Origin of the sequence: Tianxiuia mixotrophica (assembly GCF_050596425.1) — a bacterium.
Taxonomy (GTDB): Bacteria; Bacillota; Clostridia; order Peptostreptococcales; family Acidaminobacteraceae.
The window spans coordinates 579,933-592,488 of the sequence record NZ_CP192292.1 but is presented as its reverse complement, the minus strand read 5'-3'; the positions used below and the strand labels follow the sequence as shown (position 1 = coordinate 592,488).

General features: G+C 39.1%; 11 protein-coding genes and 1 riboswitch. Of the genes, 6 read left to right on the top strand and 5 right to left on the bottom strand.

What is annotated here, in order from left to right:
* Positions 1-166: 166 nt before the first annotated feature.
* Both ACQ4KW_RS02725 and ric read right to left on the bottom strand, forming a co-directional pair.
* Entirely contained in the window at positions 167-1,360 is a 1,194-nt protein-coding gene (locus tag ACQ4KW_RS02725) for an anaerobic nitric oxide reductase flavorubredoxin (RefSeq protein WP_430885002.1), read from the bottom strand.
* 13 nt (positions 1,361-1,373) lie between these two features.
* Positions 1,374-2,069, bottom strand: coding sequence for an iron-sulfur cluster repair di-iron protein (gene ric, locus ACQ4KW_RS02720; protein WP_430885001.1), 696 nt, complete (start codon positions 2,067-2,069; stop codon positions 1,374-1,376).
* A gap of 175 nt (positions 2,070-2,244) precedes the next feature.
* On the opposite strand from ric, the gene ACQ4KW_RS02715 reads away from it, so the two are divergent.
* The gene (locus ACQ4KW_RS02715) at positions 2,245-2,958 is read left to right on the top strand and encodes a Crp/Fnr family transcriptional regulator (RefSeq protein ID WP_430885000.1); all 714 of its coding nucleotides are present in this window, start codon (positions 2,245-2,247) and stop codon (positions 2,956-2,958) included.
* Here the strand turns inward: ACQ4KW_RS02715 and thiD are convergent.
* The gene (gene thiD / locus ACQ4KW_RS02710) at positions 2,953-4,392 is read right to left on the bottom strand and encodes a bifunctional hydroxymethylpyrimidine kinase/phosphomethylpyrimidine kinase (protein ID WP_430884999.1); all 1,440 of its coding nucleotides are present in this window, start codon (positions 4,390-4,392) and stop codon (positions 2,953-2,955) included. The two genes, ACQ4KW_RS02715 and thiD, sit on opposite strands and share 6 nt — an antisense overlap.
* A 363-nt stretch (positions 4,393-4,755) precedes the next feature.
* A riboswitch (TPP riboswitch) is annotated at positions 4,756-4,864 on the bottom strand.
* Between the two features lie 49 nt (positions 4,865-4,913).
* Positions 4,914-5,921, bottom strand: a complete 1,008-nt coding sequence (locus tag ACQ4KW_RS02705; RefSeq protein ID WP_430884998.1) for a phosphotransferase enzyme family protein — start codon at positions 5,919-5,921, stop codon at positions 4,914-4,916.
* A 422-nt stretch (positions 5,922-6,343) separates the two neighbouring features.
* On the opposite strand from ACQ4KW_RS02705, the gene brnQ reads away from it, so the two are divergent.
* From brnQ to ACQ4KW_RS02690, 3 genes are all read left to right on the top strand, one after another.
* Positions 6,344-7,672 carry a branched-chain amino acid transport system II carrier protein gene (brnQ, locus tag ACQ4KW_RS02700; protein WP_430884997.1) on the top strand — a complete coding sequence of 443 codons (1,329 nt, stop codon included), beginning with the start codon at positions 6,344-6,346 and terminating at the stop codon, positions 7,670-7,672.
* Between the two features lie 231 nt (positions 7,673-7,903).
* On the top strand, positions 7,904-8,146 hold the full coding sequence (locus tag ACQ4KW_RS02695; protein ID WP_430884996.1) for a SelT/SelW/SelH family (seleno)protein: 243 nt from the start codon (positions 7,904-7,906) through the stop codon (positions 8,144-8,146).
* Between the two features lie 200 nt (positions 8,147-8,346).
* Positions 8,347-9,531: an MFS transporter gene (locus ACQ4KW_RS02690; RefSeq protein ID WP_430884995.1), complete on the top strand. Its 1,185-nt coding sequence runs from the start codon at positions 8,347-8,349 to the stop codon at positions 9,529-9,531.
* Positions 9,532-9,653: 122 nt separating this feature from the next.
* Here the strand turns inward: ACQ4KW_RS02690 and ACQ4KW_RS02685 are convergent, their stop codons facing one another.
* Positions 9,654-10,313 (bottom strand): TVP38/TMEM64 family protein, encoded by a 660-nt coding sequence (locus ACQ4KW_RS02685; protein WP_430884994.1) that lies wholly within the window; start codon positions 10,311-10,313, stop codon positions 9,654-9,656.
* A 475-nt stretch (positions 10,314-10,788) separates the two neighbouring features.
* Between ACQ4KW_RS02685 and ACQ4KW_RS02680 the strand changes: the two genes are divergently transcribed.
* Both ACQ4KW_RS02680 and ACQ4KW_RS02675 read left to right on the top strand, forming a co-directional pair.
* Positions 10,789-11,523 (top strand): TVP38/TMEM64 family protein, encoded by a 735-nt coding sequence (locus ACQ4KW_RS02680; RefSeq protein ID WP_430884993.1) that lies wholly within the window; start codon positions 10,789-10,791, stop codon positions 11,521-11,523.
* Positions 11,524-11,557: 34 nt separating this feature from the next.
* Entirely contained in the window at positions 11,558-12,391 is an 834-nt protein-coding gene (locus ACQ4KW_RS02675) for a sulfurtransferase (RefSeq protein WP_430884992.1), read from the top strand.
* Positions 12,392-12,556 lie beyond the last annotated feature (165 nt).

Here is a 12,556-nt window from a genome sequence, read left to right as displayed (position 1 = left end):
TGATAACATTCAATTAAGAGATCAGCATTGATGTTATATAACCGCTTATGTGAGAATCTCCTGTACATGATTTCTTTCTTATTCAAAAAAATAAGCGCCCGCTCCCTTTAAGTGGGAACGAACGCTTTGATATATGTTTTAATAATTTATCCGGTCTAATAAACACCTAGTCATGTAGAGCCTTAGCAAATTCTCGCCCAAATTCATAGCACTCTGTTTTGGCCTCGTCATCCGGTTTCCATTTGATTTTAAGACCCTCTAAAACCTTATTCATATCCGTTTTTTCCAGTTCTTCATCTATGATTTTCACACCTTCTCCACTCCATCCGTAACTTCCGAAGGATGCGAACTTCTTGTTTTTAAACTTAAGGCCCTTGATCATTTCAATCATAGCCGCTGTTGAAGACAAAATCCCATTATTAATGGTTGGTGATCCCATGAGAATGGCTTTTGATTTGAAAATTTCAGAGACAATATCATTCTTATCGAGCTTGCCTGTGTTAAGGCGTTTAATCACAACATCCTGATCCACAGATTTTATGCCCTCAGCAATGGTTTGTGCCATAGTACGTGTGGCATCCCACATGGTGTCATACACAAGGGTGATTTGATTCTCCTGATAACTATCTGCCCACTCTAAATACTTATGAATGATTTGTGCAGGATCATCTTTCCAAATAATACCGTGACTTGGTGCAATCATATCTACAGGCAAATTGAAGGCTAGCACCTCTTTTATTTTCTTAGTCACAAGCGGGCTAAAAGGCGTCAATATATTTGCGTAGTATTTCAGAGCCTCTTGGTAGAGTTCTGCCTGGTCTACCTTGCTGTTGTACATCATTTCTGAGGCAAAATGCTGACCGAATGCGTCGTTGCTAAAGAGTATGTTATCCCCTGTTAAATAAGAAAACATGCTGTCTGGCCAGTGGAGCATAGGGGCTTCAACAAAAATAATTTCCCTTGACCCTAAGTTTAATTTGTCCCCAGTTTTCACCTCAACAAAGTTCCAGTCTTCATGATAATGGGCCTTTAGCATCTTGGCTCCATTTGCCGTGCAGTAAACAGGTGTATCTGGTATTTCCCTAAGTAGTTCAGGCAGGGCCCCGCTATGGTCAACTTCTGAGTGATTGGCAATTATATAGTCAATATCCTTTAAGTCTATTTCTTTTTTGAGCTTGGCAACAAATTCGTCGTCATAGGGCAGCCACACTGTATCAATTAAAACTGTTTTTTCATCACGAACCAAGTAAGCATTATAGGAAGACCCCCTATCTGTCGAGTATTCTTCTCCATGAAACTTCTTTAGTTCCCAGTCAATTTTCCCTACCCAAGTGACATGATCTGTAAGTTTAAATCCCATGTGATCCTCCTTTTTACGCATATTCCTTAAACATAACGTTGTTTTCTAGATGTACGTGCTCGAACATGTTCTTTTCAAAGGCTCTGAGTCTGTCAAAAGTCATTTTATAAGTCGGGCAACCATCTGCCGGTGGCATGTAGTGATTCGTGATCTCTCTTAATTTCTTAAGCGCATCGCCTGCTGTATCGTGCTCATCTTCAAGGACTTCAATAAGGCTTAACAATTCATTTCGTTCTTCTTCATTTTGACATTTTTCCAGCTTCTTAACGGCTGGGAATAACCACGTTTCTTCTTTGACCAAATGACTTTCAAGTTCTGCTTTAAGGCCGGCAAATAGCTTGTGTAGTTCAAAGAGTTCTTCATGATTTTCACCGTGAACACCTAGCAGTTTAAAAATCAGACCACTCAGGGCAGGGAGTTCCTCTCTTAAAAACTGATGGTGAGCCTTCATAATATGATCAATTAGTTTGTCTTTGTCTTCTTTTGCCCAGTTTACATATTTTTTCTCATCATTAATAAATTCTTTATAAAGAGCATTGATCTCTGTCAGCAATGTCTCCTTGTCATATCCAGATTCCTTAATGCCTTCAGCCAGGGGTCTGTCTCCTCCACAACAAAAGTCAATCTGTCTCTTTATGAAATAATCGCCTGCGCCTGGAAAATTGGCAACAATATCACCTAATAGGGTATTCTCAGTAATTTTTTTCATTGATCTACTCCTTTATATGAGTTCATTTCTACAAAATATCAAACAAATCTTATCTGTCACTGCTTGTTTTCGTGTCTCTGCTTATCTTTGAACTCATTGTATCTAACTTTAATCGTCTTGAATGTGATTCAAATCACTGCGATAATAAGTTATACGCCTACAAGGAGGAGAAGCCATGAAAATAATAGGAACATGTGTGTCTTGCAATCATAAATACTGTGCTCGAAAAGTTTCTTTGTTTGAGAATTTTTCCAATGAGATGCTGGGACAAGTGACACGACTCATAAAGCGCATTCAAATAGAAAAAGGACAGACCCTCTTTTCAGAAGGTGAGCCCTTTCATAAACTCTATATAGTGAACGGTGGGAGTTTAAAGATTTTTCGCCATAATAAAGAAGGCAAGGAACAGATTTTATATATTCTTTCTGAAGGGGAATTTATTGGTGATATAAACCTACTCAAGGGGGACATTTTTGACTTCAGCGCTGTGGCCCTTGAAGATTCTCATATATGCACGATTTCAAAAGCTGACTTTGATGGCCTCATTGAGTCCTATCCAGAACTTATCCCAGCCATTATGGCATCAGCCTATGATAGAATTCGGTCCCTAGAAGAATTGGTCCAAACCCTAACCATAAAGGATGTTGACACGCGGCTATCCAAGCTTCTTATTCATTTATCAGAAGAATTTGGCGTGCGTACAAAAGAAGGCATTGAGATTCCTTTAAAATTGACAAGGGAAGAAATGGCCAGCTACATCGGCCTAACAAGAGAGACCATCAGTCGAAAACTTTCTGGCTTTCAAACAAATGGTCTCATAAAAATTATTGATAATCAGTCTATTCTAATTGTTAGTTATGAAAAACTACTTGATCTAGGTGAATTATAGGACACCCTTATACATGTGGTTTAGCGGCCCTCTACCTTGCCCTAAATCCAACTGGTCGCAAATGGCTCCCGTCAAATAGGCCTTGCTTTTTCCTATGCTTTCTGGCAAATCATACCCCATGGCCAAATGAGTGGCTATGGCTGATGACAGGGTGCATCCAGTGCCGTGTGTGTTGTGATTATCAATCTTATCCCCTTCATACCATAGTATCTTCCCTTGAGTGTAGAGCAGGTCATTGGCATGGGTATCTAAATGTCCGCCTTTAATTAATATATCCCCACCAAAGTTCTCTGAAATAACCCTTGCTGCTTTTACCATATCCTCTGTTGTTTTGATAGTAAGACCTGAAAGGAGCTGCGCCTCACTTAAGTTTGGTGTAATAACCCTCGCTAGGGGAAGGAGCCTTTCTTTTAAGACATCAATGGCGTCATCTTCAAGCAGTTTGCTTCCACTCGTTGAAATCATAACTGGGTCAAGGACAATTTGAACAGCATTCTGGTTTTCTGACTTAAGATTTTCCAGTTCATTTGCAATGGTCTCAACCACTGCCTTTGTGGATAGCATGCCTATTTTCACAGCATCAGGCACGATATCTGTAAAAACAGACTGCATTTGGCTTCTTACAAAGTCTGGGGTACATGTTTCAACGGCCTGAACGCCGAGGGTGTTCTGGGCAGTTAAGGCCGTAATCACACTCATTCCATAACAACCATGTGCCGCAATTGTTTTTAAATCAGCTTGTATACCGGCACCCCCGCTTGAATCCGACCCTGCAATGGTTAGGACTTTGGGCATTCTATTTTCTATAATCTTTCCGCTGAGTCTATGTAAGTTTTCTGAAGCCAGTTTCTTATCTGGCCTAGCCAGTATGGATGAAACAACTGCAACCCCATCAACACCTGTACGGTGGAGCCTTAAAATATTTTCTTCGTTTACACCGCCAATAGCAACAACTGGAATGGATGTGGTCTGGCAAATCTCCCGTAAAATTCTATGATCCAGTCTATTGGTATCTGTTTTAGTGGTTGAGCCAAAGACTGCACCCGATCCAATATAATCGGCTCCTGCTTTTTCCGCCTCCAGGGCCTGATCCACAGTCTTACATGTGACACCGATAATCTTATCTCGTCCAAGCCTTCTTCTCGCCACGTCTACAGTCGTATCACCCTGTCCAATGTGAACACCATCTGCATCCACTTCTTTTGCCACATCAATGTTGTCATTTATCAAAAATGGCACCTTATATTTTCGGCATAGTGCCTTTACAGCTTTTGCACGCTTCACAAACGCTTCAAAAGACATGTTCTTTTCTCGAAGTTGAAGGCAGGTTATCCCACCCTTTAATGCTTCTTCAACATGGCTTAAGAATGTTTCTTGTGTGCTCCAAGCAGAGTCTGTTACAAGGTAAAGTCTCATTGACTCTTTTATGTTCATATTTGATCTCCTATTTATACTTCCCTTTTTATACGCCTTTTTATTTCCTATTTGTTATCTTTTTCTTCTTTTGTGTTCCATTCATACTTAGGTTATTATATGCCTCATTAGAAATCTTATTTTAACTGCCTCTTCTACTTCTAAGCGTCTTTTGCTGATCAGGTCTGTCATCTAAAAACGCTCGATCTTGCTTAGTTGAAAAATATAATTCAAAATACAAACTTGAGCTATTACATACTCATTGACAATTATCTTCATTCCTAATTTTTAGCGCTTCTAGACATCTTGTCCACTTTAAATTCATATAAAAAACACGCCTCCAGAGTCTGAAGGCGTGCCATTAACGTAACACATGCATCTACAATGCTATGCTTGTTATGATTCCTACGCTGGCATTATCCAGATCAGGTCGGATGGTCTGAAGATTCATCTTCACTCTCAGCCGTTTATAACAGCTCCCATAATTCATGATATTCATTTTGTCGATTTCATTATATTCAATTCCATCTTGCCTTTCAAGCCTATTCCAACCATTCTACAAATAGCTTTCTTTTGCTGGTCATTTTATGATCAAGTTTCTTCTTAATATCCAGCATCCATTGGGGTGGGTTCTTTGTCATTTCGCTTGTAGAATAAACGAAAACAGCATATGAAATACACTCTGAATATTTTTTTAGAAGCTCTGTATAGGCCTTTACAGATGGATCAATTGATTTTACGGACTCATAGCCTTCGTTAAAGGTGCACATGGCGTCCTCCAACTCTTTCTGTGGCAGGTCTTCCTTTAGTGAATCATGGAAGTTAAGAAGGTCAAGATAGTACCAATGGTATATTGCATCATCAAAATCAATGATCCAAACATTCTCTTTTTCATCATCATAAAATATATTATCAAGGTCATAGTCATAGTGAATCAGACCAAAATGTTCTTGTCCCTTCGGAAGATAGTCTAGTTTAGACTCTAAAATTTCAATGACCTCTAGGGCTTTCTCATGACATGACTGCCCGTTTTGGTATTGACTTATTAAAACATTTTTTGCCCATTTGAGCTTGTCTTTATAGTCTGGACGGATCCTTTTCCCTTCAGATGGCCTATATTTTTCACTTGCCAAATGAAGTTTCCCTAAACTCTGCCCCAATTTAAAATAATGGGAATGATCAAGGGCAATACGATCCACCCTTTGCCCCCTCACACGCTCAAACACATTGGCATAATACTTAACATCATCAATGACCACTGTTTCAAGAGTATTCCCCTGACGAGATGTTACTATTTTGGGGACATTAATGCCCGCTGATCTTAAATAACTGATGTAGTCTAGCTCTGATTCAATAAAGGATTTTGACTTTTCATCTTCTGGAGAAAATCTAAGTATGTACACATTTCCATCATCGATAAAGGGGTAAATTGCTGTTGCCGAACGTCTATACTCATCCATTACATCATAATCAATATCATGGAAAGTCCACATATCTAAAATGGTTTTTGCAGTCGCTCTATCATCCACAAGATTTCTAAGTTTCATCATTATAATTACCTCCGAATACGAGTTCCTTTTAAAATAACATCACCGCTTTACTCGTATTCATTCGTATCATCCGACTGTTCATGTCGCTCACCCCTCTCCTGTTTTCTTTATTTTATATCAAATTTATTGAATGTTCAATTTTTTATAATGAATTGATTGGTATTTCATTTTATATTTCTAAATAGTCATATATCTATATCCTTTTTCAACATTTTCTTAATATACTTTTTTAGTGATATATTGAAAACGTTATCACAGCGTGGTTTTCAGTAATTGTAAACTTTCCGATATGATTCACCTGATATATCAACATTATATTAACTCTATTGAAACATTCTCTACCTTTAAAGTAGGATATAACTATACTTTAGTTGTTTCAGCACTTATAGGCATATTATTCCATAATATAAAGGAGTGAACTCATGACAAAATCATTTAAAGACAGCATCATCCTTGGCCTTGCACTTTTTGCTATGTTCTTCGGCGCAGGGAATCTTATATTTCCCACGTCTGTTGGACTTACTTCTGGTACACAGTGGACAAAAGCTCTAACGGGCTTCGGCATAACAGGTATACTTTTACCCTTACTTGGCATTATGGCTGTTATGTCGGCGGGCGGAACGCTCTTATCCTTCAGTTCAAGAACTGGAAATACAATCAGTAAAATTTATAGTACAGTCGTCATCACGTCTCTAGGTCTTGTGGCTGTTAGCCGTACGGCGGCAACGACTTATGAAATGGGCATCGCTCCAAATATTTCTAGCGTTTCACCCATTTTAAGCGCTACTATATTTTTTGTCATCACATGGCTATTGACGATTAATCCAACTGGTATTATTGATCGAATTGGTAAAATTCTAACCCCTGTGCTCCTGGTTATGCTTGGTATTATCATCTTCAAGGGCGTCACTGAACCTATGGGGATTATTACTGAAACAAGCCTTAAATCACCTTTTCGTTACGGTTTCTATGGTGGCTATCAAACAATGGATGCCATGGGGTCAACCATTTTAGGAGGCATTGTCATTGCTTCGCTTTTAGAAAAGGGCTACAAGTCTAAAAGAGAACAAATGTCTATGACTCTTCGTTCTGTTATAATTGCCGGTCTAGGTCTCTTACTGGTATACGGCGGCCTACTGTACTTAGGCGCCACAGGAACCACAATTTTTACAGGCACTCTAAGCAAAACAAGTCTGACTGTGTCAATTGTGGAAGCAATACTTGGAGACACGGGTAAGGTTATATTGGGGCTTTGTGTGTCGTTTGCCTGCCTTACAACATCAATTGGTCTCACAGCCACCATTGGTGAGTATTTCACCGACTTAAGCAATAAAAATGTGTCCTATAAGACCATTGTGACTTTGACTGTTATCTTATGTGGCCTAATATCGAATTTTGGTGTGGACATGATTGTGAATCTTGCATCACCGCTTCTGGTAGCAATGTATCCAGTCACAATTGTCCTTATTGTTTTAAACTTACTGAGCAATTTTATTAAAAGCGATTTAGCCTTTACAGGGGCTGTTATTGGCACTTTTGCTGTAAGCCTGTTTGATGGTCTTGCTACCGCTGGTTTTAGAATTGATTGGGTACAAAATCTCATAAGTGCTATGCCTCTTTCACAAAGTGGTTTTGGATGGGTTACACCTGCACTGATTGGTTTTGTCATCCTTCCCCTTTTGTTACCACCAAGACGCGTAGACTCGCAAGAGACATTTGATAAGAGCAGACAAGCCATACACCAAGCTTAGTCTAAATCTTTTATAATCGTAATAAAAAAGCCCTATGATTACGTCGACTAGAATAGGATATAAATAGTATAGTATTACTGAAAAAAATTAGGCATAGGTCATTTCTCATTAAATTTGATGATTGATCTATCTCGAGATTCATAATAAAGGCTTCTACATGAATGGCTTATACATGAATGAATTCTGTTGAATGTCTTTTATTGAAAGACCTTTATTGAAGGGAGATATGTAATGAAACCAAAACTATCTATTGAGTATTGTACGTCGTGAGGCTATGTGGCTAAGGCAACAGCTCTGGCAGAGGCTCTGCTGAGAAATTATAAAAATGACGTTGGCCAAGTGACGCTTATTCCGTCTTCAGGCGGGGTTTTTGAAGTGGTCGTTAATGATAATTTGGTCTTTTCAAAAAAAGAATTGGGACGCTTCCCAGAAAATCTAGAAATCTTTGAAAAATTTGAAGAGGCACAGAAATAATTCAACCAACCTGAATACCATGAGCCATTTGCTTAATCTAGCAAATGGCTTTTATTTATATTTGATTTACCATTTGATGTTTTCTTTTCCCCTATTGTGATTTATAATCTACTGGAAGCAAATATATCCTTTATGCATACAATATAAATCTAATTTACTCAATTAGAGATGTTTATTTGTTTAGAAATGAGTGGTGAATTATGAAGAAGTCCCACCAATATTATATATTTTTCATGTGTTTTGTGGGCATGATGTTGGCCGCACTCAGTGCAAGTTTTAGAGGCTTTTTTGTGCCGACATTCAAGGCTGAGTTTGGTATTGACAATACAAATATGGGAATGATCATTAGTGTGGCTCAGGCTTCATCCATGGCTTTTGCCTTTTTAGCCGGCAAATACTGTCTTCGATTTGGACCCAAGCGTATTATTGCAACAGGCTATATCCTTATTGCAGCCTCTATTGGTGTGGTTGTCAGTGCAAAGTCCTGGCTAATACTACTCGCAGGCTACTGTGGCATGGCCAGTGGAACAGCCATGCTTGTTATAGGACTCAATAGCATGCTTCCTATGGTTACAATTTTAGCCCCTGCCATAATAATGAACTTCGGTCATGGCATATTCGGCTTTGGATCGACTGTTTACCAGAAATTCCTTGGTTGGTACCTGACCATGGGCTACGATTGGCGGACACTTTTCACAAGTGCCATTTTCATTTTTCTTATCAGTGCATGTTTAGTCTGGTTTTCACCCGGAGAACCTTCCGATGACCACAAGAACCATAGGAGCAAGCTCATTCATAAAAAACTCAGCTTTGCACTTTTAACGGCTCTGATGTTCTACGTCACAGCAGAGTTTTTAGTGGGCACATGGATCGTTAATTTTTTTCAAGAGGGCTATGGCTATACACCTTCTAAAGCGTCTTATTACTCAACCCTCTTTTATGGAGTCTTTACAGTTGGTCGACTTTTTGGAGGCCTTGTATTTCATAGAATCAGCCGATTTAATGGCATACTAGCCTGTGCAAGCCTGGCAGCGGTTTCTATCCTTACAGGGCAAATTTTTGGAGGCGTCTTCCTTTATGCCATTGGCTTATCAGGTATTTTCTTCTCAATTATTTATCCGACAACCATTACCATAGTCAATGATACCTACGGACGAGACAGTTCATACTTTATTGGAATTTCTGCTATAGCAACATCTACAGGAATTTTTATGACAAATCTTATTTTTGGATATTTGAATGACCTTATAGGGGTTCAGGCGACTTTTAACCTTATACCAGTGTGTCTTTTTATAAGCTTTAGTGCCTTTTATCTGGCTCGACGGGAGCATGAACATATCTTGTCATTAGATGTCCCTGATCTTCCTGCAACAAAAATTTTATAGATACATTGTTTATGACAAAACACCATTTGTGAACACATTCAAAAACCTCTCTTCATACAAGCAGATTTTACTCAGTATCTGTTTGTATGAAGAGAGGTTTATTATTCTATCATTTGTAGGAATTATACTTCATCACTCACTTGAATGCCCTTTTCAGAAAACAATCTTTTATGTCCTTTTTTCGCTAAAACCAGCAGAACTATAAAAGCGCAAATAGCCATATAAAGCTTGGGCTGGTCTGGTGATGCAAGTCCATCTCCCATTGTGACCAATATGGTCACACCTGGAATAATCCCTAGTAAGGTTGCAAGCATATAATCTTTATACTTTATGTTGGTTGCCCCTGCCGCATAACTTATCACATCAAAAGGAATGAGAGGTATAAGGCGCATAATAAGAACAATTAGAAACCCTTTTTCTTCTATCATGTGGCTTATTTTACTATGGGACTCAAGCTTTTTAAGCACAGCTTCATGTCCTATATTTCGAGTGATCAAAAATGCAAGCGTCCCCCCCGAGGCCGCACCGATCATTGTGTAAACTGCCCCCGGCACAATGCCAAATACAAGGCCAGCTGCAATCGCAAGAACCGCATCAGGAAAAAGCGTAAGAGGAACAAAGGTGAATAGAACTATGTAAACGATGGGAGCCAACGGCCCAAACTTAACCAGAAAATCTCTGACCACCGTTGGAGTAATATATTTTAGATGTTGTGAACATAATATAATAACCAGGCCAACAAGCATCAAGAGTATGTATTTTTTTAACTTTTGTTTTTTCATTTCATTTGCCCCACTTTGAATCAACTGAGCGATTATCTTCTCTTGTAATTTTTCTCGTGATTTCTCTCATAATCTCACTTTTAATTTCACTTTTAATCTCACTTTTAATTTCTACAGCGGTCATTTCAAACTATCGGAACACAAAAATCATATTCACTATAAAAACTTTCTAGCATTTACATTCTTATAGTCTGCCACCATTTGAAATTGTACTCACTGTTCAATATACAGTAGAACCTTCCAGTATTTACATTCAAATTTTAAATACTTAAGTTTGAAGTATAGCTTTTTTGAATAAACAAAGACATTCTCTATGTGATAGACTTACTTGAGCGACATGCAAAATACCATTCGATTGCCGTTACTACACCATATCTAGAATGAATCTTCACAGGTCTAGGCATGGTATAGTGACGGCTTAAATTGTGTAATTCTGCAAGCCTATAATTTAGACATTTGAAAGGGGGAAAATCACTTGAAAAAAACTAAAGGACTTCTAATAAAAATTTCTGTTGTTCTTCTGATCGCTGCACTTTACTTCTTTATTCCAGCGATTCGAGTGAACGTCAATCAAGCCATTTTCATTTTACAAAATGTTGATGTGGATTTAGCAAGAGGCTACATACTTGGGTTTGGAATTTGGGCTCCGATTGTTTCATTTCTTCTCATGATTTTACAATCCATCGCCGCACCGCTACCGGCATTTATCATCACATTTGCCAATGCAGGTCTTTTCGGTTGGGTAAAAGGAGCCGCACTCTCATGGACAAGTGCCATGGCAGGTGCTGCACTCTGTTTCTACATTGCACGCTTCTTTGGTAGAGATGTTGTTGAGAAGCTTACGAGCAAATATGCACTGGAAAGTATTGACGACTTCTTTGATCAATATGGTAATTATGCCATTCTTATTGCTCGGCTCTTACCGTTTGTTTCCTTTGACATTGTCAGCTATGCAGCCGGCTTAACGTCAATGAGCTTTTGGAGCTTTTTCATTGCCACTGGCATCGGCCAACTTCCTGCAACGATCATATACTCATATATTGGAAGCATGCTGACAGGCACAACTCGTACAGTTGTTATGGGGCTACTCGTCTTATTTGCATTAAGCGCCATGATCATGCTCTTTAAGAAAGTTTGGACTGATCGAAACAAGAGGAAAGAAAATAGTAAGCAAGACGATCTCAATCTGTCGAAAGCAAGTGGCAGATAAAATATTTTAGTAAGAAAGGAATTAAAGGGAGAATATGATTCTAAATCTAAAAAAGCAACAAGTCGCCCTGATCCTTCTGCTGATGACAATGCTTGTATTTACAGGATGTCAAAGTAAACCAGCAGTTGATCCATCCACAGTGGATGAATTTGATCTATCGGTCTATCCACACGGCGACTACTTCATCACACCACAAGATCTAAACGACATGCTTGGATCTGAGGATCTGGTTTTACTTGACTGCAACAAACCCGACTTATATGCAAAAGGTCACATTGACGGTGCCATCGGCATTGGTCTACATGCCTTTTCAGACAAAATTGGTAAGCCGGGCGACGCGGGTTGGGGCACAATCAAATCAAAGGATGACCTTGAAAAGACTTTAGTTAATCTTGGCATCGATAATGACAAAACGGTTGTTCTTTATTCCAATGTTTTCAAAGGCCCTGGCGCTGATGGTAGAGGGGCATGGCAGCTCCGCTTGGCCGGTCTTGAAAACGTTAAAATTCTACTCGGTGGTACAACATACTGGGAAGAAGTTGGATACGAACTGACAAGTGACGAAGTTTCAGCACCTACACCAAGTGCTGGTGTCACTTTAAAGGATTACGATGAAAGTTTCAGAGCCTCGAAAGATGAGATTTTTAACAATTTAGGCACTGAGCTTCTTATCGACGTAAGAACAGAAAAAGAGTTTAAAGGCTCTCAAAACGCTGGCGAGCCACGCGGTGGCCATATTAAGGGCGCTGAGCATATTCTTTGGACTGAGTTCTTAAATGAAAATGGCACACTGAAATCTGTTGAAGAAATTGATGCTATTTTAGGCGCATTCGATGTGTCTAAAACAGATGATTTCACCCTCTACTGAACGATGGGCATTCGATCTGGTTATGCAACCATGATCCTCAGAGCCGGTGGCTATGAGAATGTGAAAAACTATGAAGGTTCTATCTACGAGTGGGGCGGCGACGAAACTATGCCGATGGAGCAGTAGGCTTTGATCAACTGAAGTTTGATTGGTGACCATATACTC